We start from the raw sequence: 24,733 nt of genomic DNA, 5'->3' as shown, positions 1-24,733 counted from the left end.
GGCACCTCGGGACAGGAGCATGCACTGATGGCTGGAACGGCACAGATCGGCGTCACCGGGCTCGCGGTCATGGGCCGCAACCTCGCCCGCAACTTCGCCCGTCACGGGTACACCGTCGCGCTGCACAACCGCACCGCGAGCCGCACGCACGACCTCGTCGAGCAGTTCGGGCACGAGGGCACGTTCGTCCCTGCCGAGACCGCCGAGGAGTTCGTCGCCGCGCTGGAGCGGCCGCGCCGGCTGGTCATCATGGTCAAGGCCGGCACGCCGACGGACGCCGTCATCGACGAGTTCGCGCCGCTGCTCGAGCCCGGCGACATGATCATCGACGGCGGCAACGCGCACTACGCCGACACCCGCCGGCGCGAGGCGGCGCTGCGTGAGCGCGGGCTGCACTTCGTCGGCACCGGCATCTCCGGCGGCGAGGAGGGCGCCCTGAACGGCCCGAGCATCATGCCCGGCGGCTCGAAGGAGTCCTACGAGTCGCTCGGCCCGATGCTGGAGACGATCTCGGCCAAGGCCGCCGACGGCTCGCCGTGCTGCACGTACATCGGCACCGACGGTGCCGGGCACTTCGTCAAGATGGTGCACAACGGCATCGAGTACGCCGACATGCAGCTCATCGCCGAGGCGTACGACCTGCTCCGGCACGGCGCCGGCTACGAGCCCGCGCGCATCGCGGAGGTGTTCCGCGGCTGGAACGCCGGCCGGCTCGACTCCTACCTGATCGAGATCACCGCCGAGGTCCTGGCCCACGTCGACGCCGCGACCGGCCGGCCGTTCGTCGACGTCGTCCTCGACCAGGCCGAGCAGAAGGGCACCGGCCGGTGGACGGTGCAGATCGCGCTCGACCTCGGCGTGCCGGTCAGCGGCATCGCCGAGGCGGTGTTCGCGCGGTCGCTGTCCGGCCACGCCGACCTTCGGGCCGTCGGGCGCGGGCTGGCCGGCCCGACGCCTGTCCCGCTGCCGGAGGGGGAGGCCGAGCGGTTCTCCGAGCAGGTCGAGCAGGCGCTGTACGCGTCGAAGGTCGTGTCGTACACCCAGGGCTTCCACCAGCTGCAGGCGGCCGGCGCGGAGTACGACTGGACGCTGGACCTCGGCGCCATCGCCGGCATCTGGCGCGGCGGCTGCATCATCCGGGCGGCGTTCCTCGACCGCATCACCGCGGCGTACGCGAAGGACGCCGCGCTGCCCAGCCTGCTGGCCGACGAGCAGTTCGCGGCCGAGCTGGGCGCCGCGCAGGACGCGTGGCGGACGGTGGTGGCGACGGCGGCCCGGCTCGGCATCCCGGTGCCCGGCTTCGCGACGGCGCTGTCCTACTACGATGCGCTGCGCGCGCCCCGGCTGCCGGCCGCCCTGACGCAGGGCCAGCGCGACTTCTTCGGCGCGCACACCTACCACCGCGTCGACCGCGACGGCGTCTTCCACACGAAGTGGTCGGAGGGCCGTGCTGAGGAGCAGCAGAGCTAGCCGGCACCGAGAACCTCGGTGACGGCGGCGATGCTGCCCTCACCGTGGCCGGCGGCGGCCGCCTTCCGCACGAGGTCGTGCAGCGGCCGCAGCCAGGAATCGTCGATCCCGGCCTCGCGGGCGAACTCGAGGTCCCAGTCCGCACCGGCGAGGAAGAGGTTCACCGACGACGCGCCAGAGCTGTAGTCGCGGGCGTCGATCTCGGCCGCAAGCATCGGCAGCACCTCGCCGATCATCTGCAGCCAGCGGGCGGCGTAGGGGACCAGGTCGCCGGCGGCGATGCCGCGGCCGCGGGCGGCGGCCGCGCCCGCGAAGAACCCGACCAACGCGGGCAGCAGGGTGGCGCCGACGGCGGACTCGTAGAACTTCGCGAGGTCTGGCTCGGCGCCCAGCAAGACGGTGTCCCCGCCGAGCGCCCGCAGCGTCGGTGCGTGTTCAGCGAAGACGTCCGCGTCGCCGGCGTAGTAGAGCAGCGTCCCCGGCCGGCCGACAGCGTCCGGCACGTCCTTGACCGCGCCGTCGAGGAACCGGATCTCGTGCTCGGCGGCCCAGGCGGCGAGGTCGCGCGCGCCGGCGGGCGTCCCGCTGTTGAGCGCGACCAGCGTGCGGCCGGCCAGCGTCGCCGTCACCGGCTCGAGGACCCGCCGGGTGTCGTCGTAGCCGGTCAGGCACGCGACGACGAGCGGGCTCGCCGTGACCGCCTGGGCCACGGTGCCGGCGTGCAGGGCGCCGGCGGTCACGAGCGGCGCGGCCTTCGACTCGGTGCGGTTCCAGACCGTGGTCGGGTGCCCGGCGGCGAGGAACGCACGGGCCAGGGCGCCGCCCATCGAGCCGAGGCCGAGCACGGTGACCGCGGAGGGTTCGGGGTGCGTCATGCGCACGATCGTGCGTTCTACACCGACGAATCCGCAAGTACCTACAATTCTGTTTGGTACCCACAGCCTTGTATGTGAGGAGATCAGATGGCCGGCCGGACGTTCACCTGCGGCCTCGACGCCGCCATCGCCGTCATGGGCGGCAAATGGAAGGGTCTCATCCTGTTCGCACTGCAGGACGGTCCGCTGCGCTTCGGTGAGCTGAGGCGGGCTGTCGGCACCATCAGCGAGCGCATGCTGATCCTGCAGTTGCGCGAGATGCAGACCGCCGGGTTGCTGCACCGCCGGGTGTACCAGCAGGTCCCGCCGAAGGTGGAGTACTCGCTGACGGACTTCGGCCGGTCGTTGAACACCGCCCTCGCGCCGCTGGGGGAGTGGGGCGAGGAGCACATGGACCGCATCGAGGCGATTCCGTGGGAGAAGGTCTGACAGCGATGAGCCGGGCGCCGGCGCGCCGTTCTACCGGTGACGAAGGGAGAACTCCATGGCCGACACCGACCTCACCCGGCTCACCCTGACGCGGCTGACGCAGCTGCTGGCGACGGGGGAGACGAGCCCTGCCGAGGTGCTCGAGGCGCACCTGGCCCGCATCGACGTTCTGAACCCGGCCCTGACGGCGGTGGTGTCGCTCGACGCCGACGGCGCTCGCGCGCGGGCCGCCACAGTGGCTGGCGCAGGGGAGCGGTGGCCGGCGCCGCTGTTCGGCGCGCCGCTGACGCTCAAGGACGCGATCGACGTCGCCGGGCTGCGCACGACCGTCGGCACGGCCGAGCTGGACCACGTCGCCGATGCCGACAGCACCGTCGCCGCCCGGCTCCGCGCGGCCGGCGCGAACCTCGTCGGGCACTCGAACGTCGCCGCCTGGCTGGCTGATCACCAGAGCGCCAACCCGGTGTTCGGCCGGACGGCGAATCCGTGGGATCCGGCGCTGACCGCGGGCGGGTCCAGCGGCGGTGCCGCGGCCGCCGTCGCCGCCGGGCTGACTCCGGGAGAGATCGGCTCCGACCTCGTCGGTTCGCTGCGCCTGCCGGCGGCGTTCTGCGGCGTGTACGCGCTGAAGCCCACGGAGCACCGGGTACCGCTGACGGGGTTCTTCTCCGTGCCGGGTGGCGGGCCCCGGCCGGTGCGGATCATGGGCTGTCTCGGCCCGATCGCGCGCGACCTCGACGATGTCGAGCTGCTGTTGTCGCTGGTGGCGGGACCGGACGCCCACGACGGCGACGTGCCTCCGGTGCCGCTGCCGGCCTCGCGGGGTGTCGTGGCGTCGGCCGGCCTGCGGCTGGCGGTCGCGCCGGCGGTTCCGGGCGCGCCGGTGGCGTCGGCGCTGAGCGACCGGGTGCGGCAGGTAGCGGACGCCGTCGCCGACGCCGGGGGACGGGTCGAGGAGGCGCTGCCGGACGTCTCGTGGGAGGAGCAGCTGGCCCTCTTCGGCGAGCTGGTCATGACGCTGACCTCGGTGTTCACACCGGGCGACGGGACCGCGCCGACGCTGGCCTGGTACCTGGAGGCGCTGTCGCGGCGCGACCGGCTGATCGCGGCGTGGTCGCGGTTCTTCGAGCGGTACGACGCGCTGCTGATGCCGGCCGCGGCGACGCTCCCGTACCCGCACTGCCCGCCGGGCTCGCCGCTGTCCGTCGACGGCGTCGAGGTGCCGTACCACGAGCAGGGCTTCGTGTTCGCGCCGACAAACCTCACCGGGCTGCCGGGGCTGGCGATGCCCGCTGGCCAGTCGCCGGATGGGCTGCCGATCGGGGTGCAGCTGGTGGGGCCGCGGTGGTCCGAGCCGGCGCTGCTGGCGATCGGCCGGGGGCTGGAACAGGCAGGTGTGCTGCCCGGATTCCGGTGGCCTCCGCTCGGGTAGTTCCCCGCAATGCAGGTGCTCCGCTACGCTGGCGCCAACCTCGCGGGCGAAGGACCGGCATGCCAGCTGCGTGGAGCGCCGGTGCCGGCAGCTGATCGACGCGATACGAGATGGACGTGTTGACGCCAGCGTCTAGCAGTTGACGCTCGTGTCAACGCGCTCGATCACACGGCCGGTCTGTTGTCGGCCTGCCCGCCGGCCCGGGCCCGGTGAAGGGGAGGATCCGGCGCTGTCTCACCAGCGTCCGAGCCGACTACTTGACATAATGTGCATTATCGGCGTTACGCTCGAAGGTGCATACCAGCGACCTTCGCCGCCCGGCGGTCGAATGTCACCGTCTGCTCGCAGCCTGCTTGACGGGCCGTCTCGGCGATCACGGCGTCGGCGAACTCGGCACCTGCCGTGGCGGCTTCCAGCGCTCGCTGAACGACGGCAGGGTTCTCGACGATGAACTCGTCGGCAGTCACCACGTCGGACAAGACCCGTGTGACTTCGTTCCCGTCGAAGCCGTAGGTGCGCCGCAAGACCCAGAAGGTCTCCACCAGAGTCACGACACCCAGGTATCCAGGCTCCTCGACGGTCAGCTGATCGATCGTCCGGTTCGCGATCTCCGCCTGGGCATCGTCGTCCTGCGTCAGGTAGCGAACCAGGACGTTGGTGTCCAGCCCGATCATCCGAGTGACTCGGCAGCGCCGTGGGCGATTCCGCCGTCCATCTCGTCCAAGGTCTTCGGCTCGCCGGTGAAGCGCAGCCGTCCCTTGAGATCCTTGACGCTCCGAGGCTTCCGGCTCAGCACGTATTCACCGTCCTCGTTCCGGGTGAACGTCACTCGGGTCCCCGGCGTCAGCCCGAGCTCGGCTCGAATCTGCTTCGGGATGGTGATCTGACCCTTGCTGGTCATCGTCGCAGACGACACGCGTCAACACCTCCTTACTCCATGGTAAGGAGGTGTTGATTTCCCCGCAAGCGGGATCAGGCGTCGGTGGCGACCTTCCACAAGTAGCCGTCCGGGTCGCTGAACGTCCCGGAGTAGCCACCCCACGCGGCGGCCTCCGCGGGCTTGAGCACGGTGGCCCCGGACGCCTCGGCGGCCTGGATGACGGCGTCGACCTCCTCGCGGGTGTCGGTGATGCAGTGCAGCGAGAAGCCGCGGAAGCCGGAGCCGTCGGCGGGCACGCCGGCGTCGTTGGCGACGGCGGCCCAGTGGTACAGCGCCAGCGCCGAGCCGTCCCCGAGGCTCAGCCGGGCGAAACCCGGGTGGTCCTGCTCGAGCTCCCCGCCCATGCCTTCGACGTAGAACTTCTTGGCGCGGTCGACGTCCTGGACGCCCAGCATGACGACGCTCACCTGCAACGACATGATGTTCTCCTTGCGTATCGGTGGGTACGCCATCACGCTACGGCGGCCGCGGCGCGCCTGCTTCTCGATTCCTGACCAGTGATCCCGGGGCGCCTACCCCTACTCAACGTGGTCATTTCCAGCGCGTCAGCCCGCGACGGGCGCGGCCGCGTCCACGTACTCCGCGAGATGCTGGCCGGTCAGCGTCGACCGCGCCGCGACGAGGTCGGCGGGCGTGCCCTCGAAGACGATCCGGCCGCCGTCGTGGCCGGCGCCGGGCCCGAGGTCGATGATCCAGTCGGCGTGCGCCATGACCGCCTGGTGGTGCTCGATGACGATCACCGACTTGCCGGAGTCGACCAGCCGGTCCAGCAGGCCGAGCAACTGCTCGACGTCCGCCAGGTGCAGGCCGCTGGTGGGCTCGTCGAGGACGTACACGTCGCCGTTCTTCTCGGCCATCTGGGCGGCCAGCTTGAGCCGCTGCCGCTCCCCGCCGGACAGCGTGGTCAACGGCTGGCCCAGCTTGACATAACCAAGGCCGACGTCGTCCAGGCGCGCGAGGATCGTGGCCGCCGCGGGCGTCTTCGCCTCACCGTCCGCGAAGAAGGCGCGGGCCTCGGCGACCGGCAGGTCGAGCACTTCGGCGATGTTCAGGCCGCCCAGCCGGTACTCCAGCACCGCGGCCTGGAAGCGCTTTCCGCCGCAGTCCTCGCACGGCGTGGACACGGTGTCCATGAACCCGAGCTCGGTGTAGACGACGCCGGCGCCGTTGCAGGCCGGGCAGGCGCCCTCGGAGTTCGCGCTGAACAGCGCCGGCTTCACGCCGTTGGCCTTCGCGAACGCCTTGCGGATCGGCTCCAGCAGCCCGGTGTACGTGGCCGGGTTGCTGCGCCGCGACCCCTTGATCGCGCTCTGGTCCACGGCGACGACGTCGTCGCGCACCGAGACCGAGCCGTGGATCAGCGAGCTCTTGCCCGAGCCCGCGACGCCGGTGACGACCACCAGCACGCCGAGCGGGATGTCGACGTCGACGTCCTGCAGGTTGTGCGCCGACGCGCCCCGGACCTCCAGGGCGCCCGACGGCGTGCGCACGGACGGCTTCAACGCGGCGCGGTCGTCCAGGTGCCGCCCGGTGACGGTGTCGCTGCCGCGCAGGCCGTCGACCGTGCCCTCGAACACCACGTCCCCACCGCCGGAACCCGCGCCGGGCCCGAGGTCGACGACGTGGTCGGCGATCGCGATCGTCTCCGGCTTGTGCTCGACGACGAGCACCGTGTTGCCCTTGTCGCGCAGCCGCAGCAGCAGGTCGTTCATCCGCTGGATGTCGTGCGGGTGCAGCCCCACGGTCGGCTCGTCGAACACGTACGTGACGTCGGTCAGCGACGACCCGAGGTGCCGCAGCATCTTGATCCGCTGCGCCTCGCCGCCGGACAGCGTGCCGGACGGACGCTCGAGGCTCAGGTAGCCCAGCCCCAGCTCCACAAACGAGTCGAGGTTCGCACCCAGCGCCGTCAGCAGCGGCGCCACCGACGGCACGTCGAGGCCACGGATCCACTCCGCGAGGTCGGTGATCTGCATCGCGCACGCCTCGGCGATGTTGATGCCCTTGACCCGTGACGACAGCGCCGCCGCGTTCAAGCGGGTGCCGCCGCAGTCCGGACAGGCGGTGAACGTGGCGACGCGCTCGACGAACGCGCGGATGTGCGGCTGCAGGGAGTCGACGTCCTTGGACAGGAACGACTTCTGGATCCGCGGGATGAGCCCCTCGTAGGTGAGGTTCATGTTCTCGAACTTGATCTTCGTCGGCTTCTTGTGGAGAAGGTCATCGAGCTCCTTCTCGGTGTACTTCCTGATCGGCTTGTCCGGGTCGAAGAACCCGGACGCCGCGAAGATGCGCACGTTCCAGCCGTCGGCGTTGTACCCGGGAATCGTGAACGGGCCCTCGCTCAGCGACTTGCTGTCGTCGTAGAGCTGCGTCAGGTCGATGTCGGACACGCTGCCGCGGCCCTCGCATCGCGCGCACATGCCGCCGTGGTAGATCGCGTCGCGCACGATGGTCTTCTCCCCCGTGGCCGACGTCATCACGCCGCTGGCCTTGCGCGCGGGCACGTTGAACGAGAACGCCGGCGGCGGCCCGATCTGCGGCTCTCCCAGCCGGCTGAACAGGATCCGCAGCATCGCGTTGGCGTCGGTGACGGTGCCGACGGTCGAGCGCGGGTTCGCGCCCAGCCGCTCCTGGTCGACGATGATCGCCGTGGTCAGGCCCTCCAGGAGGTCGACGTCCGGCCGCGACAGCGACGGCATGAACCCCTGCACGAAGGCGCTGTACGTCTCGTTGATCATCCGCTGCGACTCGGCCGCGATCGTCTCGAACACCAGCGAGCTCTTGCCCGAGCCGGACACGCCGGTGAACACCGTCAGGCGGCGCTTCGGGATCTCGATGCTGACGTCGCGCAGGTTGTTCTCGCGCGCGCCCTGCACGCGGATGAGGTCATGGCTGTCGGCAACGTGCGGCGCGGACGCCTTGGTCATCGGTGTCTCCATCTGTCGTACGTGGCGCTCAGCGCAGTTCGCTGATGCGGATGAGGTTCCCTGCCGGGTCGCGGACCGCGCAGTCGCGGACGCCCCACTGCTGCTGCACGGGTTCCTGGACGATCTCCGCGCCACGCGCCTGCAGGCGGTCGAAGACGTCGTCGAGGTCGTGGGTCGTCAGCAGGATCCCCGCGTAGCTGCCCTTCGCCATCATCTCGGCGATGGTACGGCGCTCGGCCTCGGTCACGCCCGGGTCGGCGGTCGGCGGCTCCAGGACGATCGACGTGCCCGGCTGGCCGACGGGGCCGACGGTGATCCAGCGCATGCCGTCATAGCCGACATCGTTGCGGACCTCGAAGCCGAGGACGTCGCGGTAGAAGACCAGCGCCGCGTCCGGGTCGTCGTGCGGCAGGAAGCTCGCCTGGATCGAGAGGTCCATGCCGGTCACGCTAGCCACGGCCCGCTGAGCGGCGCTTCTCGATTCCTGACCGGTCCGCTCAGCCGTCGCGGGAGGCCAGCCGCCGTGCGAGGTCGTCGAGCATGGCCGCCGTCGTCGTCGCGCCGAACCGGGTGGCGCCCAGGTCGCGCAGGGTCAGCAGCGCGTCCAGCGTGCGCACGCCGCCGGCCGCCTTCACCCCCATCGACGGCGACACGCTGCGCCGCATGAGCGCGATGTCCGCGGCCGTGGCGCCGCCGCCGGCGAATCCGGTGCTCGTCTTGACGTACGCCGCGCCGGCCCGTTCGCTCGCGGCGCAGCCGGCCACCTTCTGCTCGTCGGAGAGGTACCAGTTCTCCAGGATCACCTTGACCGGCCGGCCGTCCGCCGCCACCACGACGGCCGCGACCTGTTCCTCGACGTACGCGACGTCGCCGTCCCGCAGCCGTCCGACGTCGATCACCATGTCGATCTCGGCTGCCCCGAGCGCCACCAGCTCGGCCGTCTCGCGCTCCTTCGTCGCCGTGGTGGCGCCGCCGTGCGGGAAGCCGACGACGGTGCCGACGGCGACGCCGCTCCCCCGCAGCCCCGCCACGGCCAGCGCGACGTCGGCCGGGCGCACGCACACCGACGCCGTCGCGTACTCGCGCGCCGTCGCCAGGCCGGCCAGTACCTCGGGCCGGGTCAGCTCCGGGCGCAGCAGCGAGTGGTCGATCATCGCCGCCACCGAGCGGACGGACGGCAGCGGGCCGGCATAGGGTAGGACGTCGATCGAGGTGACGGACACGGCGGCTCCTTCTCGGAAGTATCGGTCTAGACAGCCTAGACTGACGATATGGCAGCTCCGCAACCGCTGTACGAGCGCATCGAGAAGCGCCTGCGCGCCCGGGCCGACGCCGCCGCCGACGGCGACCCGTTCCCGTCCGAGCAGCGGCTCGCCCGCGAGTTCGGCGTGGCGCGCATGACGGTGCGCCAGGCGCTCGCCCGGCTGGAACGCGACGGCCGGCTCGAACGGATCCCCGGCCGCGGCACGTTCGTCCGCGCGCCAGCCGCCGTACGCCCGGTGGGCACGCTGCTGAGCTTCCACGACCAGATGGTCGCGGCGGGACGCACGCCGCGGTCCCGGCTCGTCGACGCCGGCCTGCGCCCTGGCGCCGCCGACGAGGCGGCGGCGCTCTCCCCCGGCGCCCCGGCCGGCGGCGTCACCGTCGTCGGCATCACCCGCGTGCGGCTGGCCGACGACGTCCCCGTCGCCGTCGAGCGGGCCGCGTTCCCCGCGACGCTCGGCGGCCTGCTCGACGCCGACCTCGAGTCCGGCTCGCTGCACAGCGCGCTGCGCCGCCTGGGGCTGCGGCCCACGCTCGGCTCCTCGATCCTGAGCGCCCGGACCGCCGGCGGCGATGCCGCCGCCCTGGGCGTCGACCCGGCCACGCCGATGCTCGTCGAGACGCGGACGATCCTCGACCAGCACGGCGCTCCCCTGGAGTACACCGTGAGCTCCTACGTCGCCGACCGCTACGCCCTGAAGGTCGACTTCACGGTCGCAAGCTGACCGCCCGGCCCTTACACCGGCGCCGTCGCGCCGAAACGCGTCCGCAATGTCCCACTGGTGAGGTTTCACCGTCTACCGAGGTGATCTTCTATCCACCGAGAGGGACCACATGCCCACCAGCGTCTCGCGGGTCCGGGCGACGGCGGGTGGGCTCGCCGCCGTTACGCTGACCACGGCCATCCTGCTTCCGGCGACGCCCACGGGAGCCGTCACCGGCGTTCCGGCCGGCAACGGCGCGACGTGGCAGATCCACGACGCCGCGCCGCCCGGGCTGGACACCGGCAGCATCCGCGCGGTCAGCAACGCGCCAGCCGAGGGGTTCGGCAACATCTTCGTCCGAGTCACCGGGCCGGTCGGCGCCGAGCCGCGGCTCAACGGCGAGATGATGCGCGGCTTCGGCCTCACCTTCGACGGCGTCGACACGTTCGAGCCGACCAGATCGGTGCAGCTGGGCGACGTCCGCGTCACCCGCGAGGTCACGGTGGACGGCTCCGAGTCCTGGGCGCGGTTCTTCGACACGTTCACCAACACCGGCCGTGAGCCGGTCACCGTCGAAATCTCGTTCGGCGGCTCGCTGGGCTACGGGACCGCGCAGAACCAGGGGCAGATCCGCTCGACGTCCAGCGGGGACGCCGCCGTCGACCGGCGGGACGCCTGGACGCTGGCCGCCACGCCGAACCCGGCGCAGCGCCCGGTCGGCGTCGTGCTCGGCACGCCCGGGGCGCCCGGCACGCTGGACCGCACCGGCAACCAGCAGCGCGACCCGTTCGACACCCCGATGGCGACCACCGGGCACGAGGCGAACTTCCAGGGGTACGTCAGCACGTTCACCGTGCGGCCGCGCGAGACCCGGTCGCTAGCGCGGTTCGTGACGGTGGGTGCGACCGGCGCCGGATCTCAGACGGCCATCGCGGAGCAGCTGGCGCGGCTCGCCGCGACCCCGGACCTCAGCGGCCTGACGACGCTGGAACGCTGCACGCTGCAGAACTGGGACCGGTCCGGGCTCGGCGTCTCGCGCTGCCCGTCGGTGCCGGTCCTCGCGACGCCATCGGCCGGGCCGCAGGTCCCCGCCTACACGACGTCGTCGTATGACGTCGTCAACACGACCATCGACGAGCTGCTCGCCGACCTCGAGGCGGGCGTGACGACGTCGGCGGAGATCACCCGCGCCTACCTGGACCGGATCGCGGTCTACGACGGCGGCCCGCTCGGCTACCACGCCTTCATACACGTCGCCGAGGACGCCATGCAGCAGGCCCGTGCCGCCGACCGCGCCCGGGCGCGCGGCGCCACCGGCGAGCTGCTGGGCATCCCGATCGCCGTCAAGGACCTCTACGACACCAAGGACATGCCGACCACCGGCGGTACGCTCGCGCTGGAGGGTTGGCAGCCCGAGACCGACGCCTACCAGGTCGAACGGCTGCGGGAGGCCGGCGCCGTCATCATCGGCAAGGCGAACCTGAGCGAGTTCGCCAACTCCGGCGGCTACAGCGAGAGCGGCTGGGGCCAGGTCTGGAACGCGCTCTACCCGTCGAAGACCTCGTTCGGCTCCAGCGGCGGATCCGCGGTCGCTGTCGCGGCCGGCATGGCGGCCGGAGCCCTGGGCAGCCAGACCGGCGTCTCGCTGTACGCGCCCTCGACCGGCAGCAGCCTGACCACCTTCCGCGGCACGGACGGCATGGCGAGCCTGCGTGGCATCATGCCGCTGACCTGGGCGCAGGACTACGGCGGCCCGATCGCCCGCACCGTCACCGACCTCGCCCACCTGCTCAACGCCACGACCGGGACCGATCCGCTGGACCCGCTGACGGCGCAGGCGGACGCGCACCGGCCGGCCGATTGGACGACGCACCTGGACGCCGGCGCGCTGGAGGGCGTGCGAATCGGCTACCTGCCGTCGTCGTTCGTCTCCTCCTACGCCGACGACGGCACCGGCGCGGCCGTCATGGCGCACTTCGCCGACCTCGAGGCCGCCGGCGCCACGATGGTCGAGCTGACGGCGCCGCCGAGCGGCGGGCCGTCGCCGGCGGGTAGCCGCAGCGAGGAGGGCTGGGCTCGCTACATCGAGCTGCACGACGACTTCCCGTATCCCGACGGCGACGCCCTGCTGGCCTCGCCGCTGGTCCTGCCCTACAACCAGCGGGCGCTGCGCGACACGCCACGGATGACACCGCAGCAGGTCGATGCGTGGCTGGCCTACCGGGCGAACTACAAGCAGCTCATCGCCGGCTGGATGGATCAGTTCGACGTCGACGCCGTCGTGTACCCGGGCTTCCTCAGCGACATGTACAACAACGACGCGTCCGGCAACCAACTGACCGCCGACCGCGGCACCGGCGTGCTGACGTCGAACGTCGGCTTGCCGACCGTGGTGGTCCCGGTGGGCACCAACCCGCACGGCTACTCGATCTCGATGCAGCTGGTCGGCCGGGCGTGGGACGACGCGGCGATCCTGGGCATGGGCTACGCGCTGGAGCAGCAGGCGCAGGGCCAGCAGCTGCCCGACGACGCGCCGCCGCTGGAGTACCGGCCGAACGCCCGGCCGCACGCGGTTCCGGAGATCTCCTCGCTTGTTCCGGGGAGGTCCCCGGTGGCCGCCGGCCCGCGCGGTTTCGGTCCGCTCGGCGCAGGTGCGGAGAATCGGGAGAACGACGGGTGATGTCATCGATGACATCGGCCGCGTGTCATCAATGACACGCGGTAGCGTCATCCGGGTCTGAGAGCATATGTGGGGAGTTCTCCGGAACAGCTGGGGAACTCCCCACATCGACGAGACGGGTGGCGATGCGGGCGGACGGACGGCGCAACCGGGAGGCGCTGGTGACGGCGGCGGCGAAGGTGTTCGCCGAGGCCGGCCCGGACGCTCCGCTCGACGACGTCGCCCGCCGGGCCGGCGTCGGCAACGCCACGCTCTACCGCCACTTCCCCACCCGCCGCGCGCTGCTGGCGGCCGTCTACGCCGATGAGCTGGCGGCGCTGCGGGACTATGCGGAGCTGCTGCGGGAGCAGGAGGCGCCGGCTGACGCGCTGCACGCCTGGCTGCGGGCGCTGGCCACCCAGCTGGCGCACACCCGCGACCTCGCCCTCACCGCCGACGGCGACTGGTACGAGTCTGTGGACGCGACGGTGTCCGGGCTGCTCACGGCGGCCCAGCGGGCCGGCGCGGTCCGTCCGGACGTCGCCGCGGCCGACCTGCTCGCGCTGGTCCGCGGTGTCGCGCTCACGGCCGGCTCGCCGGGCCGGCAGGCCCGGCTGCTCGAGCTACTGCGGCACGCGGTCGGCACCGGTCCGTGCTCCTGAGGCCGCGCCGGCGAACGCTGTTCGACCAGGCGTCCTCCCGCTACACCAGGCATGCCTGCCCGGTGAGGCGTGAACACCCATGCTCAACCTGATCATCTCGAGCTCCCGGACCGATCCGATGAGCCGCACGTGGTTCGGTGCGCGCGGCAGCCCTACGCTGGAACGTGATGACCACCGAGGATCCCGACGCGGCCGCCCGGCGGCTGGCGGCGGTGTCGCTCGCGGCCGACGACCCGACCGGCTGGTTCGAGCGCCTCTACGCCGCCGCGGCCGACGGTGCCGCCGTCGTGCCGTGGGACCGTGGCGCGCCGCATCCGCTCCTCGTCGAGTGGGCCGGCCCGCGCGACCTCGGCGGCAGCGCCCTGGTGGTCGGCTTCGGTCCCGGGTTCGACGCCGAGTTCCTGGCGGCTCACGGCGCAGCGACCACCGCGTTCGACGTCTCTCCCAGCGCCGTCGCTGCCGCCCGCGAGCGGTTCCCCGGCTCGTCCGTCGACTACCGCACCGCCGACCTGCTGGCCCCACCACCGGAGTGGCGGCACGCGTTCGATCTGGTCGTTGAGATCATGACGGTGCAGTCGATGCCGCCGGCCTTCCATCCACCGGCGACGGCGTCCGTGGCCGGGTTCGTCGCGCCCGGCGGAACGCTGCTGGTCATCGCAACCGCGTCGCCCGACGCCGGCGGCGGCGGCTTCGAGGGACCGCCGTGGCCGCTCACCCGCGCCGAGGTCGACGCGTTCGCCCAGGACGGCCTCGACGCCGTCTCCGTCGAGAAGCTGGCGTCCGTGCCGCCGTGGCACCGCTGGCGCGCGGAGTTCCGCCGTGGGGGCGTCGCGCCATGAGCACCGACCTCGGCCTGTTCGGCCCTGACAGCGTGAGCTGGCGGGTGCACCGCGAGCCGGTGCTGTGGCTGGCCGGGCTCCGGGCGCTCTACCTGCAGGCGCTGCATCCGCGCGCCGTCGCCGGCGTGGTGCAGAACTCCGACTTCCGGCGCGACTGCTGGCCGCGGCTCATGCGCACCGCCGAGTACGTCGGCACCGTCGTCTACGGCACCACCGAGCAGGCCGAGAAGGCCGGCCGGCGGGTGCGCCGCATCCACGACCGCCTGCGCGCGCACGACCCCGTCACCGGAGAGGAGTTCCGCATCGACGACCCGCACCTGCTGCGCTGGGTGCACGTCACCGAAGTGGAGTCGTTCGTGTCGACGGCTCGGCGGGCGCGCATCGGGCTCACCGACGCCGACGTCGACCGCTACTACGCCGAGCAGACCCGCGCCGCCGCGCTCGTCGGCCTCGACCCCGCCACCGTCCCGGCCAGCGCCGCTGAGGTCGACGAGTTCTACCGGTCGATCCGCCCCGAGCTGGCACTCACCGCCGAGGCCCGCGACGTCGCCCGGTTCCTCACGGTGCCGCCGATGCCCGGCCGGGTGGTCGCGCTCGGCCGGCCCGCCTGGCTGGGGGTCGCGACGGCGGCGTTCGCGCTGCTCCCCCGCTGGGCGCGGCGGCTGTACCGGCTGCCCGGCCTGCCGACGACGGACGTCGCCGCGTCGCTCACCGTGCTCGGGCTGCGCGGCGTGATCAACGCGCTGCCGGTGCGCGACGGCCCGATCTACCGCGAGGCGATGCGCCGGGCCGAGCAGGCGCACGGTGAGGTCGCCGCCTGATCGTCAGTGGAACCGCGCCTGGCGCGGCTCGTCGCCGTCGCCCGTGCCGTCCCCGCCTTCAGCCTTGACGGCGCTCGCAGCGGCGTCGGTGCGCTCCAGCCAGCCCGGCCAGACCCGCTGGGCGTCGCGGCGGCGCAGCCGGCCGCCCAGGTGCATCGCCCGCCACACCCCGCGGTAGCCGGGCAGGATGCCGGACGCGATCAGGACGTGCCCCACGATCACCGGCGTGAACACGTACGTCGCCCAGCGGTGCAGGCGGTTGAACCAGACGAACGCCGGCCCGCCCGACACCGACCACAGCCCGACGCCGGTGACGATCAGCACCAGCAACAGGACGATCAGCGCGAGATTCGCTAGCCGCTGGCCCGGGTCGAAGTGCCCCTCGTGGCGGGCGAACCGCCCGGTGACGACGGCCCCCGGCCAGCGCGCGAACCAGCGCAGGTCGGTACGCCGGAACCGCACCGAGTCCGTCAGCAGTGTCCGCGCCGCCCGCCAGCCGGCCACCGCGCCGAGCACCGCGACCCCGGTGAGAACCCACCCGATCGCCGTGTGCAACTCCGCGTCCGACTGCCCGGTCAGCTCAGACAGCGGACTCGGCCGGCCCTCCTGGCCGAGCGTCAGCCACCAGCCGGTGAGCAGCAACACCAGCACCGTCGTATAGACGGCAGCATGCAGCCAGCGGGTGCGAGCGTTGTTGCGCTCGACGGTCGGCCGCGGCGTGCCGGGCTCAGTAGTCATAGTCCGGTGGTTCCTCGGACTCGTCGTCCTCGTCGTCGGACGGGGAGCCGCCCGAGCCCTCCTCCCCGACGGTGACCGTGACCTCGGCCTCGGCGCCCGCCGCGGAGTGGTCGGCGTTGCGCAGCGAGACGTTCAGCGTGTGCTCGCCCGGTTCCACTCCCTCCATAGCCGGCGAGTCGACGGTGATCTCGTGTTCCTCGCCGTTACCGGATTCGATCACCTCATAGGAACTGTCGTCGCCGTCGAAATAGACGTGGACGTGATGATTCCCGGTGTCGGTCGGGCCGAGTTCCTCACTGGAATCGACGACGAGCGTGAACGGTACGCTGATCTCGGCGCCGCCGGTCGGCTCGACGATCTCCACGGACGGTCCGCCACCCCCTTCGGACGCGGTACTCGTGTCATCGTCCCCGCCACACGCTGCGAGAACGAGTACAAGCGCGAGGCTGGACACCACCAAGGGCCTCGACATGATCCTCCCCTTCCGTCGTTCGGCGTTCTTTCTGGAATACGCCGCCGCGGACCGGAGAGATTGACGTGGAATCAGATCAATCCTTTTGCGGGCACCAGCCGTATGACACAGTGGGACGACCCGCTCCAGCTCTATGCATCGTCGCTATTCACACCGAAGAAGGTGACTCCAACACCGCCATGGCGGCCGCCCGGCCGGGGATGCCGCTGACGCCGCCGCCGCGGCGCGCACCGGCGCCGCACAGCAGCACCCGCGGATGGGCGGTCTCGACGCCCCAGCGGCCCACCTCGTCGCGCGACTCGGCGAACGGCCAAGACAAGTCGCGGTGGAAGATGTGCCCGCCGGGCAAGCCGACCGTCGCCTCCAGGTCGATGGGGGTGCGCGCGTCCAGGCAGGGCTCGCCGTCGGCGTCGAGGGCGAAGCACTCCTCGATCGGCTCGGCCAGAACGGAGTTCAGCGAGGCCAGCGTCGCCTTCACAGCCGCTGACCGAGTCGCCTCGTTGTCCGGTCGGAACAGCCGCGCAGGCAGGTGCAGCCCGAACAGCGTGATCGTGTGCGCGCCCGCCTCCCGCGGCGACGGCCCGAGGATGGACGGGTCGGTGAGCGAGTGGCAGTAGATCTCGCACGGCGGCACGTCCGGCACCGACCCGGCCGCGGCCTGCGCGTACGCCGTCTCCAGCTGGGTGAGCGACTCGTTGACGTGGAACGTCCCGCTCAACGCGGCCGCCGGGTCGACGTCCGAGCGCAGCCGCGGCAGCCGGGTCAGCAACAGGTTGATCTTCAGCTGCGCGCCCTCGGGCTCCTCCCCCGGCGACGAGCCGTCCCCGAGCAGACCGGCCAGCGTCGACGGCGCGCAGCCGGCCAGCACGTGCCCCGCGCCCACCGCCCGCGGCACGCCGTCGCCGTCGGTGAACGCCACCTCTCCGCTGGCCGGGTCGATCGCGGTCACCGTCGCCCGCGTGACGATGACGGCGCCGGCCGCCACCGCCGCGTCGCGTAGTGCGCCGCTGACCGCGCCCATGCCGCCGACCGGGACGTCCCAGTCACCGGTCCCGTTGCCGATGACGTGGTACAGGAAGCACCGGTTCTGCCGCAGCGAAGGCTCGTCGACGGCGGCGAACGTGCCGATCAGCGCGTCGGTGAGCACGACGCCGCGGACGGTGTCGTCGGCGAACGACTCCCGCACCACAGACCCGATCGGCCGTTCGAACAGCGCCGCCCACGCCTCGTCCGACCCCACGACCTCGCGCATGGCCGCCCGCGACAGCAGCGGCGACGTCAGCGTCGGTGCCACCCGCCGGGCCAGCTCGCCGGTCATCGCGTAGAACCGCTCCCACGCGTCGTGGTCGGCGGCCGCGCCCAGCGACGCGAACGACGCGCGGGTGGCGTCGCGCGACCCGGTGTCGACCAGCAGCCCGCCGTCGCCCACCGGCGTGTACGACGAGTACCGGCGCCGCAGCAGCGTGATGGGCAGCCGTAGCTCGTGGACGATCTGCCGCGGGAGCAGCGACACCAGGTACGAGTACCGCGACAGCCGGGCGTCGACGCCCGGGAACGGCCGCTCCGAGACGGCCGCTCCCCCGACGTGGTCGAGGCGTTCCAGCACCAGCACGCTGCGTCCGGCGCGGGCGAGGTAGGCGGCGGCGGTGAGGCCGTTGTGCCCGCCGCCGACCACGACGGCGTCGTACCGGGCCCGCAGCGTCGAGAGATCGTCAGCCATGCCGGCCATCCTCACGCGAACCCCGCCGCCGGTGCCACCCGGGACCGCTGTCAGCCACAGCATCAGCCGACCGGCGTCAGCTCGCGGTCCGCGGCGGGCACCGGCCGTGACCGGCGCAGCCACCACGGCGCCCACCAGTTCGCGTTGCCGAGCAGCGCCATCAGCGACGGCAGCACGACCGCGCGGATGACGACCGCGTCGATCAGCACCGCGACGGCGAGCCCGACGCCCATCTGCTTCATCTCCAGCACCCGCATCGCCGCGAACAGCCCGAAAACGGCGACCATGACCAGCGCCGCGCTGGTCACCACGCCGGCCGAGCCGGTGATGCCGGACCGGACGGCGTCGCGGATGGGGAGCCCGCGGTCGGCCGCCTCGCGGATCCGGCTGACGACGAAGACGTGGTAGTCCATCGACAGCCCGAACAGGATCACGAACAGGAACAGCGGGATCCAGACCACGACCGCGCCGGTCGAGGTGAAGTCCAGCAGCCCCTCGGCCCACGAGTACTGGAACACCAGCGCCAGCACGCCGAACGCGGCCACCGTCGACAGCAGGTTCACGAACACGGTGGTGAGACCGACGACGACGGAGCGGAACGTCACGGTCATCATGACGAACGCCAGGACCAGGACGAACGCGATGATCCACGGCAGCTTCGAGGCCAGGTTGTCGTTGTAGTCGACGCCGCCGGCGATGTCGCCCGTCACCGCCGCCGAGGCGCCCGGCAGCGCGCCTGCCGTCGCCGGGATCAGGTCGTCGCGCAGCACGTCCAGCGAGTGCTTCGCCTCGTCGGTGTCGGGCCCGGCGGGCACGCCGACCGTCAGCGAGCTGAACCGGCCGTCCGCGGACTGCTCGATGACCGGCTCCTGGTCGTGCGCGAAGTTCTCGTCGGCGTCGGTGCGGGCGGCCAGGTCCTCCAGCGCGGTCCGGACGTCGCCCGCCTCCGACGCCGGAGCCTCGACCACGACGACGTGCGATGTGCCGGTGCTCGGGAACGCCTCGACCAGCCGGTCGTAGCTCTGCATCACCGGCAGGCTGCGCGGGAACGACTCCTCGCCGGAGTCGGTCAGCCGCAGGTTCAGCGCCGGCGCGGCCAGCGCGAGCAGCGCCAGCACGGAGACGACCAGCGTGACGGCGGGCCGGCGCAGCGCCGGGCGCAGGACGGCCGGCCAGAACCGCGGCGGCCGCTGCTGGTTCGTCAGCCGCCAGAGCAGCGGGACGCGCGGCCGGTCGATCCGGTGCCCGAGCTTCGCCAATAGCGCCGGCAGCACCGTCAGCGACCCGACGACGGCGATCGCGACGACGAGGATCGCGCCGGTGGCCATCGAGGCGAAGTTGACGTCCGCGGCGAGGTACAGCCCGGCCATCGACACCGCCACGGCCAGCCCGGACACCACGACGGAGTGCCCGGACGTCGCGGCGGCGATCTCCACGGCTTCGAGCGTGCCCCGTCCGCAGGCCCGCTCCTCCCGCTCGCGGCGCAGGTAGAACAGCGAGTAGTCGACGCCGACCGCCATCCCGATGAGCAGCACCAGGTGGGTGACGGTGCCGCCGTCGGGCACCGAGTACGAGGCCAGCGCGTACAGCCCGATCGCCGAGCCGACCGACGAGATCGCCAGCAGCACCGGCACGCCGGCGGCCAGGATCGCGCCGAACGCGACCAGCAGCACCAGCAGGGTGATCGGCAGGCTGAGCACGGCGATGGTGCCGAGGTCGTCCTCGAGCAGGCCGAAGAAGCCCTTCATCACCGACGCCTCGCCGGCCTGCTCGACCCGCAGGTCCGGGTACCGCTCCTGCACGCCGGCGGTGACGTCGAGCAGCGCCTGGACGTCCTCCTCGGCCTGCTCCTCGTCGCCGGTCATGGTGACCGGGACGGTGACGGCGCTGCCGTCCGGCGAGGTGACCGGGTCGCCGACGGCGTCGACCTCGGGTAGCTCGGCCATCCGGTCGGCGACGTCGGCCGCTGCGGCATCGGCGTCGCCGCCGGCCGGGGTGATGAGGACGTTCTCGGTGATCGGCGCCTCGAGGCCGCCCTCGTCGAGCATGCGGTCGGCCCGGCCAGACTCGCCGATGCCGAGGTCGAGCTGGCTGGCCTGCTGGATGCCGGCGACGCTCATCGCGGCCAGGCACAGCACCACGAACGCGAACCAGCCGCCGATGGCACGGCCGGGGTGGGTCGCGCTCCAGCGCGCGATCCGGACGGTCACGGGTGGGCGGGAGTAGCGGGAGCTGGTGTGAGACACCGGGCGGCCCTCCGGGGCAGTGATCAACAGGTCGCTGACCATGCTTCTCGCGGGCGGGCCGCAGCACATTGGTGCCAGGTACCGGCCAGGGGTGGGGCTATCCCCCGGCTTTGTGCGCCGACGGCGACAACCTCCCGGCCGCGAGCTCCGTCTATGAGGTGACAGGGTGAGGGCGGCGATGGAGAGGCAAGTGGGCCCGCGCTTTGCTTGGCAGCGCGACGGAAAGGCAGGGATGTGAGCAGAGGGCAAGCACGAGCTGACGAGTTCGTGGCCTACGTCGATGCCCGGCGCGCGTACCTGCGCCGCGTCGCCTACCTCGTGTGCGGTGACTGGCACGCCGCCGAGGACCTGGTGCAGACCGCGTTGATCAAGCTGTACGCGGCCTGGCCCCGGATCCACACCGACGGAGCCGAGGACGCCTACGTCCGCCGGATCATCGTGCGGGCGCATCTGGACGAGAAGCGGCGGCCGTGGCGGCGCGAGCGAATCGGGCTCGACGGCGTCGACGTCGCCGTCCCCGAGGCGCTCTCGCTGGAGGACACCGACGCTCTCGTCACCGCGCTCGAGGGTCTGCCCCAGCGGCAACGCGCCACCGTGGTGCTGCGCTACTGGTGCGGGCTGTCCGTGGAGGAGACCGCCGACGACCTCGGCTGCACCACAGGCACCGTGAAGAGTCAGACCGCGCGGGCGATAGCGGGCCTGCGCGCCGCCCTGTCGACCGACGACGTGACGACGACCGAGAGGCGACCGAGATGAACGAGGACGAGCAGCTGCGCGAGCGGTTCAGGGGGGTGGGGTTCGCCGGCGAGCCGCCGATGGCCTCCACGGCCGCCGACGACCTGGCCCGCGGGCGCCGTCACCTGCGCCGACGCCGCGCGGCTGCCCTGAGCGGCGGGGTCGTGGGGATGGTCGCCGTGGCCGCGGGCGTGGCGCTGGCGCTGCCCGGCGGCGGCCCGGCAGGTGACGAAGACCTGCCGGTGGCCGGCGGGTCCGCGGCGGAGACCTCGGCACCACCCGCCACCACGCCGACCGAGCCCACGGCGACTCCGTCGGAAATGCCCGGGGGGTTCTCGCTCACCCGGCAACTGCTCCGCGAGACCGCGGCCGAGCACTTCGACCCGGCCGGCGACCACCTGAACAACGACGCCAACAGCCTGCACGGCGGCGGGTTCGAGAATGCGGTCAACGTGGGTACCAAGCTGGGCTGGACCGTTCCCGGCGAGGACGGCGAGGGTCTGGTGCAGGTCGGGGTCACGGCGCCCGGATACGTCGACGCCGGCGAGTACGCCGTCGAGAACTTCATCGTCGACTTCGGCTGCGACCTGCCGGAGCACTGCACCGAGCAGACCGTCCCCGGCACCGGCGAGACCGTGCTGGTGGCGCCGCCGAACCCCGACATGCACCTGCAGTTCGCGGTCAGCTACGAACGCGCCGACGGCTCGATGGTGGGCGTCGCGGTGTACGACCTGTTCGGCAACAACAGCCTCGCGCCGGTGTCCGAGGTGGAGATCACGCTGGAGCAGGCGTTCGCGTTCGTCACCGACGCGGACCTGCGGGTCGACCCTGACGAGGCCGCCGGGGGCTATGACGCCTTCCTCGGGCCGGAGGCGACCGCCGAGTGCGCCGTCTCGGGCGAGACCACCGCGACGGCCGATGCCGACGCCAAGCTCAGGGAGGCCTGCGAGCAGGCAGAGGACTCGACCGACGACGGCGCGTCCGAAGAGCCGAGCGACAAGCCCACGACCGGCGAGTAGCTCGGCGGACGTCGCGGAAAGCCACGGTGCCGGCTGCCCCACGCTCATGGCGGAGGGCAGCCGGCACCGCGTCGTGTACTGCCGGGCCGTGGTGACCGGACGACGGAGCGCGAGGGGTCGCTCGCTCCTAGTCGTCCCAGCCGGCGCCGAACGAGCTCATGGCCCAGGCGGGATCGCCCATCTGGGTGCCGCCGCCGATCTGCACGATCTGGTTGCCGTCGCGTTCGATCGGGCGCACCAGCCAGCTGTGGTTCTGTGCGTTCCAGGTCAACACGTACTCCGTGTCCCGGCGCAACATCGTGATCCTCCTGCTCCTCGCTGCCCGTCCCTGGCAACGATCCGTCGGTACCTGAGCTCGCCCAAGACTCCCCGGCCGGAACCGGCCGGAAGAGGAAAACCCTGCCTACTCGATGATCTCCCGACTATGCCGGGGCCGCAACGCGAACGAGCCGCGCCACGCCGCGTTTCCCCTGGTCGAACGCCCGGTGGCGGCTCTGGAACGCAAATTTCGTCCGTTCGGCGTGTCGTGGGCTGACCGAACGGACGATGCCCGCCCAGGAATTTCGCGTCCGGCGGAATCCCTCCGGCGGCCGCCACCGTATAACCACGGGTGGTCCGCCCGGGCCGCCCCACCACGCCTGGTCCCGAAGGAGAGCATCATGCGCACCTGGCTCGTCCGTTCCGCGGCCCTGGTGACCGCCGCCGGAGCCGCACTCGTCGCGGGCGCCGTACCCGCCTCGTCCAGCGGCGCCGACGTCACCACTCTGCACACCGTGCTGACCGGCGCCGCTGAGCGGCCCGGACCCGGCGACCCTGACGGCCGCGGCGCGTTCGCCGCCGTCGTCAGGGGCGACACACTCTGCTACACCCTCGTCGCGGTCGGCATCGAGCCGGCCACGGCGGCGCACATCCACATCGCCCCGCCCACCGACCCCGGCCCGATCGTCGTCGGCCTCGAGACGCCCGACCCCGTCAGCCATGGCTGCATCACCGCAGTCCCCGACGACCAGAACACGACCGCGACGCTGACCGAGAGCGAGCTGGCAGCTCTCGTGGCGAACCCCGGCAACTACTACGTCAACGTGCACAACACGCCGTTCCCGGCCGGCGCCATCCGCGGCCAGCTCCGCTGAGGCGCTGTACATGCTGTTGCAGTTATATAGCTAAGCGGGTATTGTCGGGCGCATGCCCGAACCGTTCGCTGTGCTCGCCGACCCGGCCCGGCGGCGCATCCTGGACCTGCTCCGTGAGCGCCCCCGGCTGGTCGGTGAGCTCACCGAGGCCGTCGGCCTCTCCCAGCCCGGCACGTCGAAGCACCTGCGGGTGCTGCGCGAGGCCGGGCTGGTCACCGTCCGCCCGGAGGCCCAGCGCCGCTGGTACGAGCTGCGGCCCGAGCCGCTCGCCGAGATCGACGCGTGGCTGACGCCGTACCGCTGGATGTGGGCCGATCGCTTCGACGCGCTCGAGCGCCACCTCGACTCCATGGAGGACGAGTGACGGCGCCGGGCACCGTGCGCCGCACCGTCGACGGGCGGGTCGAGATCCGGTTCGAGCGCCGGTTCGCCCACTCGCCGGCCAAGCTGTGGCAGGCGCTCACCGACCCCGCCGAGCTGCGCGCCTGGCGCTTCCCCGCCGTCGTGGAACTCGATCTCGCACCGGGCGCGACGCTCTACTTCCACCCGACGGACGAGCAGCGCGAGCGCTTCGGCGTGACGCCGGAGCCCGTCGCCGGCCGCATGATCGTGGCCGACCCGCCCCGCCTGCTCGAGTACACCTGGGGCACCGAGACGCTGCGCTGGGAGCTGACGCCCGACGGCGACGGCTGCCGCCTGGTCTTCCGCAACACCATCGGCGACGACGGCGCCGGGCCGGCCGTGGCGGGCGGCTGGCACGCCGGGCTGGAGCTGCTCGAGGCGGCGCTCTCCGGCCGGGCGGTCGACTGGGACATCTGGCAACGCGCCGCTGACCTGCAGAAACAGTACGAGGAGCAGTCATGACCGAGAGCCTGCACACCGACGGCGACCGCACGGTACTGCGCATGGAGCGCCGGTTTCGGCACCCGCGTGCCCGCGTCTGGGCGGCCATCACCGAGCCGGAGCACCTGAGCCAGTGGTTCCCCTCCCGCGCCGAGTTCGACCCGGTCGTCGGCAGCGACGTCCGCTTCGACATGGACGGCGAGCGGTTCGACGGCCGCGTCACCGAGGCCGAGCCGGGCCGCGTCCTGGCCTTCACCTGGGGCGACGACCACCTGCGCTTCGAGCTCCACGACGACGGCGACGGCTGCCGGCTGGAGTTCGCGCACACCTTCACCGACCGCTACGGCGCCGCCAGCTTCGCCTCTGGCTGGGCGCAGTGCTTCGTGGGCCTCGAGCAGGTCCTCGACGGGGCACCCGTCACGGCCGCCTCCCCGTCCGCTGAGCAGCACGACGCCTACGTCGAGCAGTTCGGCCTCGACGCCGGCGTCGTCTCGGCCGGCCCGGACGGGTGGCGGGTGCGGTTCGAGCGGCAGCTCACCGCCCCGGCCGAGGTCGCGTGGCCAGTCATCGAGCGGCTCGCCGACCCGCCCGCGGACCATCTGCTGGAGCGCGATGAGCCGAAACTGCTCGCCTACTCCACGCCCGGTGGCGGGCTGGTGCGCTGGGAGGTGGGCGAGGGCACCGGCCACGGCGCGCGCCTGGTGCTCACCGAGTCGGCTCCGGCGGCCGCCGGTTCTGCCGATGCGGTCGCGGCCGCCTGGCGCGCCACAGTGGCCGAGCTCGCCCGCGACCTGCGCGGCTGA

26 protein-coding genes are annotated in these 24,733 nt (G+C 72.4%); 14 read left to right on the top strand and 12 right to left on the bottom strand.

Going from position 1 to position 24,733, the window contains the following annotated elements; genetic code table 11:
- Positions 1-27 precede the first annotated feature (27 nt).
- On the top strand, positions 28-1,470 hold the full coding sequence (gene gndA, locus E1262_RS24485) for an NADP-dependent phosphogluconate dehydrogenase (RefSeq protein WP_132106559.1): 1,443 nt from the start codon (positions 28-30) through the stop codon (positions 1,468-1,470).
- Here gndA and E1262_RS24480 read toward each other — a convergent pair.
- Positions 1,467-2,345, bottom strand: coding sequence for an NAD(P)-dependent oxidoreductase (locus tag E1262_RS24480; RefSeq protein WP_132106558.1), 879 nt, complete (start codon positions 2,343-2,345; stop codon positions 1,467-1,469). The genes gndA and E1262_RS24480 overlap by 4 nt on opposite strands.
- An 87-nt stretch (positions 2,346-2,432) precedes the next feature.
- On the opposite strand from E1262_RS24480, the gene E1262_RS24475 reads away from it, so the two are divergent.
- Together E1262_RS24475 and E1262_RS24470 are read left to right on the top strand one after the other, a co-directional pair.
- Positions 2,433-2,774 (top strand): winged helix-turn-helix transcriptional regulator, encoded by a 342-nt coding sequence (locus tag E1262_RS24475; RefSeq protein WP_132106556.1) that lies wholly within the window; start codon positions 2,433-2,435, stop codon positions 2,772-2,774.
- 55 nt (positions 2,775-2,829) lie between these two features.
- Entirely contained in the window at positions 2,830-4,206 is a 1,377-nt protein-coding gene (locus E1262_RS24470; RefSeq protein WP_132106554.1) for an amidase, read from the top strand.
- A 281-nt stretch (positions 4,207-4,487) separates the two neighbouring features.
- Here the strand turns inward: E1262_RS24470 and E1262_RS24465 are convergent, their stop codons facing one another.
- The 6 genes from E1262_RS24465 to deoC form a co-directional block, all read right to left on the bottom strand.
- The gene (locus E1262_RS24465; protein WP_132106552.1) at positions 4,488-4,880 is read right to left on the bottom strand and encodes a PIN domain-containing protein; all 393 of its coding nucleotides are present in this window, start codon (positions 4,878-4,880) and stop codon (positions 4,488-4,490) included.
- Positions 4,877-5,122 (bottom strand): AbrB/MazE/SpoVT family DNA-binding domain-containing protein, encoded by a 246-nt coding sequence (locus E1262_RS24460; protein WP_132106550.1) that lies wholly within the window; start codon positions 5,120-5,122, stop codon positions 4,877-4,879. The genes E1262_RS24465 and E1262_RS24460 overlap by 4 nt, the downstream gene beginning before the upstream one ends.
- 56 nt (positions 5,123-5,178) lie before the next feature.
- On the bottom strand, positions 5,179-5,565 hold the full coding sequence (locus tag E1262_RS24455; protein WP_132106548.1) for a VOC family protein: 387 nt from the start codon (positions 5,563-5,565) through the stop codon (positions 5,179-5,181).
- Between the two features lie 126 nt (positions 5,566-5,691).
- Complete coding sequence (locus E1262_RS24450; RefSeq protein WP_132106546.1) at positions 5,692-8,076, bottom strand: ATP-binding cassette domain-containing protein; 2,385 nt, start codon at positions 8,074-8,076, stop codon at positions 5,692-5,694.
- A 28-nt stretch (positions 8,077-8,104) separates the two neighbouring features.
- Positions 8,105-8,515 (bottom strand): VOC family protein, encoded by a 411-nt coding sequence (locus E1262_RS24445; RefSeq protein WP_132106544.1) that lies wholly within the window; start codon positions 8,513-8,515, stop codon positions 8,105-8,107.
- A 58-nt stretch (positions 8,516-8,573) separates the two neighbouring features.
- Positions 8,574-9,299, bottom strand: a complete 726-nt coding sequence (deoC, locus tag E1262_RS24440) for a deoxyribose-phosphate aldolase (RefSeq protein WP_203454353.1) — start codon at positions 9,297-9,299, stop codon at positions 8,574-8,576.
- 48 nt (positions 9,300-9,347) lie between these two features.
- Between deoC and E1262_RS24435 the strand changes: the two genes are divergently transcribed.
- The 5 genes from E1262_RS24435 (at position 9,348) to E1262_RS24415 (ending at position 15,024) form a co-directional block, all read left to right on the top strand.
- Complete coding sequence (locus tag E1262_RS24435) at positions 9,348-10,064, top strand: GntR family transcriptional regulator (protein ID WP_132106542.1); 717 nt, start codon at positions 9,348-9,350, stop codon at positions 10,062-10,064.
- Between the two features lie 109 nt (positions 10,065-10,173).
- Complete coding sequence (locus E1262_RS24430; protein ID WP_132106540.1) at positions 10,174-12,723, top strand: amidase; 2,550 nt, start codon at positions 10,174-10,176, stop codon at positions 12,721-12,723.
- A 125-nt stretch (positions 12,724-12,848) separates the two neighbouring features.
- A complete protein-coding gene (locus E1262_RS24425; RefSeq protein WP_132106577.1) occupies positions 12,849-13,364 on the top strand; it encodes a TetR/AcrR family transcriptional regulator in 516 nt (171 codons plus the stop codon).
- Between the two features lie 167 nt (positions 13,365-13,531).
- Positions 13,532-14,203, top strand: a complete 672-nt coding sequence (locus E1262_RS24420; protein WP_132106538.1) for a class I SAM-dependent methyltransferase — start codon at positions 13,532-13,534, stop codon at positions 14,201-14,203.
- Complete coding sequence (locus E1262_RS24415) at positions 14,200-15,024, top strand: oxygenase MpaB family protein (RefSeq protein WP_132106536.1); 825 nt, start codon at positions 14,200-14,202, stop codon at positions 15,022-15,024. The genes E1262_RS24420 and E1262_RS24415 overlap by 4 nt, the downstream gene beginning before the upstream one ends.
- 3 nt (positions 15,025-15,027) lie before the next feature.
- Here E1262_RS24415 and E1262_RS24410 read toward each other — a convergent pair whose 3' ends face one another.
- The 4 genes from E1262_RS24410 to E1262_RS24395 all read right to left on the bottom strand — a co-directional run bounded on the left by E1262_RS24410 (position 15,028) and on the right by E1262_RS24395 (position 20,164).
- Positions 15,028-15,762, bottom strand: a complete 735-nt coding sequence (locus tag E1262_RS24410; protein WP_162606058.1) for a cytochrome b/b6 domain-containing protein — start codon at positions 15,760-15,762, stop codon at positions 15,028-15,030.
- Positions 15,752-16,216, bottom strand: a complete 465-nt coding sequence (locus E1262_RS24405; RefSeq protein WP_132106534.1) for a DcrB/PsbP domain-containing protein — start codon at positions 16,214-16,216, stop codon at positions 15,752-15,754. Before E1262_RS24405 ends, E1262_RS24410 begins: the two co-directional genes overlap by 11 nt.
- 166 nt (positions 16,217-16,382) lie before the next feature.
- Positions 16,383-17,954, bottom strand: coding sequence for a phytoene desaturase family protein (locus E1262_RS24400; protein ID WP_132106532.1), 1,572 nt, complete (start codon positions 17,952-17,954; stop codon positions 16,383-16,385).
- A gap of 62 nt (positions 17,955-18,016) precedes the next feature.
- Complete coding sequence (locus E1262_RS24395; RefSeq protein WP_203454349.1) at positions 18,017-20,164, bottom strand: MMPL family transporter; 2,148 nt, start codon at positions 20,162-20,164, stop codon at positions 18,017-18,019.
- 270 nt (positions 20,165-20,434) lie between these two features.
- On the opposite strand from E1262_RS24395, the gene E1262_RS24390 reads away from it, so the two are divergent.
- On the top strand, positions 20,435-20,956 hold the full coding sequence (locus E1262_RS24390) for a SigE family RNA polymerase sigma factor (protein ID WP_132106528.1): 522 nt from the start codon (positions 20,435-20,437) through the stop codon (positions 20,954-20,956).
- Positions 20,953-21,954 (top strand): hypothetical protein, encoded by a 1,002-nt coding sequence (locus E1262_RS24385; protein ID WP_132106526.1) that lies wholly within the window; start codon positions 20,953-20,955, stop codon positions 21,952-21,954. Before E1262_RS24390 ends, E1262_RS24385 begins: the two co-directional genes overlap by 4 nt.
- 127 nt (positions 21,955-22,081) lie before the next feature.
- Here the strand turns inward: E1262_RS24385 and E1262_RS30520 are convergent, their stop codons facing one another.
- Positions 22,082-22,252: a hypothetical protein gene (locus E1262_RS30520; RefSeq protein ID WP_162606057.1), complete on the bottom strand. Its 171-nt coding sequence runs from the start codon at positions 22,250-22,252 to the stop codon at positions 22,082-22,084.
- A gap of 361 nt (positions 22,253-22,613) precedes the next feature.
- On the opposite strand from E1262_RS30520, the gene E1262_RS24380 reads away from it, so the two are divergent.
- Genes E1262_RS24380 through E1262_RS24365 form a run of 4 tightly spaced genes read left to right on the top strand, consistent with a single transcriptional unit; the run spans position 22,614 to position 24,733 of the window.
- On the top strand, positions 22,614-23,087 hold the full coding sequence (locus tag E1262_RS24380; protein ID WP_162606056.1) for a CHRD domain-containing protein: 474 nt from the start codon (positions 22,614-22,616) through the stop codon (positions 23,085-23,087).
- Between the two features lie 52 nt (positions 23,088-23,139).
- Positions 23,140-23,451 carry an ArsR/SmtB family transcription factor gene (locus E1262_RS24375; protein WP_132106522.1) on the top strand — a complete coding sequence of 104 codons (312 nt, stop codon included), beginning with the start codon at positions 23,140-23,142 and terminating at the stop codon, positions 23,449-23,451.
- Entirely contained in the window at positions 23,448-23,951 is a 504-nt protein-coding gene (locus tag E1262_RS24370; RefSeq protein ID WP_132106520.1) for an SRPBCC family protein, read from the top strand. Before E1262_RS24375 ends, E1262_RS24370 begins: the two co-directional genes overlap by 4 nt.
- Entirely contained in the window at positions 23,948-24,733 is a 786-nt protein-coding gene (locus E1262_RS24365; RefSeq protein ID WP_132106518.1) for an SRPBCC family protein, read from the top strand. Before E1262_RS24370 ends, E1262_RS24365 begins: the two co-directional genes overlap by 4 nt.

It is taken from the genome of Jiangella aurantiaca (genome assembly GCF_004349105.1).
GTDB classification, from domain to species: domain Bacteria; phylum Actinomycetota; class Actinomycetes; order Jiangellales; family Jiangellaceae; genus Jiangella; species Jiangella aurantiaca.
The sequence above is the reverse complement of the archived record's forward strand: the minus strand, read 5'-3'. Positions and strand labels throughout refer to the sequence as shown.

Coding starts and splice junctions, on each gene's coding strand:
- gndA (WP_132106559.1), top strand. CDS start 28: ATGGCTGGAACGGCACAGATCGGCGTCACCGGGCTCGCGGTCATGGGC.
- E1262_RS24415 (WP_132106536.1), top strand. CDS start 14,200: ATGAGCACCGACCTCGGCCTGTTCGGCCCTGACAGCGTGAGCTGGCGG.
- E1262_RS24400 (WP_132106532.1), bottom strand. CDS start 17,954: ATGGCTGACGATCTCTCGACGCTGCGGGCCCGGTACGACGCCGTCGTG.
- E1262_RS24410 (WP_162606058.1), bottom strand. CDS start 15,762: ATGACTACTGAGCCCGGCACGCCGCGGCCGACCGTCGAGCGCAACAAC.
- E1262_RS24385 (WP_132106526.1), top strand. CDS start 20,953: ATGAACGAGGACGAGCAGCTGCGCGAGCGGTTCAGGGGGGTGGGGTTC.
- E1262_RS24425 (WP_132106577.1), top strand. CDS start 12,849: ATGCGGGCGGACGGACGGCGCAACCGGGAGGCGCTGGTGACGGCGGCG.
- E1262_RS24445 (WP_132106544.1), bottom strand. CDS start 8,515: ATGGACCTCTCGATCCAGGCGAGCTTCCTGCCGCACGACGACCCGGAC.
- E1262_RS24465 (WP_132106552.1), bottom strand. CDS start 4,880: ATGATCGGGCTGGACACCAACGTCCTGGTTCGCTACCTGACGCAGGAC.
- E1262_RS24430 (WP_132106540.1), top strand. CDS start 10,174: ATGCCCACCAGCGTCTCGCGGGTCCGGGCGACGGCGGGTGGGCTCGCC.
- E1262_RS24475 (WP_132106556.1), top strand. CDS start 2,433: ATGGCCGGCCGGACGTTCACCTGCGGCCTCGACGCCGCCATCGCCGTC.
- E1262_RS24375 (WP_132106522.1), top strand. CDS start 23,140: ATGCCCGAACCGTTCGCTGTGCTCGCCGACCCGGCCCGGCGGCGCATC.
- E1262_RS24380 (WP_162606056.1), top strand. CDS start 22,614: ATGCGCACCTGGCTCGTCCGTTCCGCGGCCCTGGTGACCGCCGCCGGA.
- E1262_RS24420 (WP_132106538.1), top strand. CDS start 13,532: ATGACCACCGAGGATCCCGACGCGGCCGCCCGGCGGCTGGCGGCGGTG.
- E1262_RS24480 (WP_132106558.1), bottom strand. CDS start 2,345: ATGACGCACCCCGAACCCTCCGCGGTCACCGTGCTCGGCCTCGGCTCG.
- E1262_RS24450 (WP_132106546.1), bottom strand. CDS start 8,076: ATGACCAAGGCGTCCGCGCCGCACGTTGCCGACAGCCATGACCTCATC.
- E1262_RS30520 (WP_162606057.1), bottom strand. CDS start 22,252: ATGTTGCGCCGGGACACGGAGTACGTGTTGACCTGGAACGCACAGAAC.
- E1262_RS24365 (WP_132106518.1), top strand. CDS start 23,948: ATGACCGAGAGCCTGCACACCGACGGCGACCGCACGGTACTGCGCATG.
- E1262_RS24455 (WP_132106548.1), bottom strand. CDS start 5,565: ATGTCGTTGCAGGTGAGCGTCGTCATGCTGGGCGTCCAGGACGTCGAC.
- E1262_RS24435 (WP_132106542.1), top strand. CDS start 9,348: ATGGCAGCTCCGCAACCGCTGTACGAGCGCATCGAGAAGCGCCTGCGC.
- E1262_RS24470 (WP_132106554.1), top strand. CDS start 2,830: ATGGCCGACACCGACCTCACCCGGCTCACCCTGACGCGGCTGACGCAG.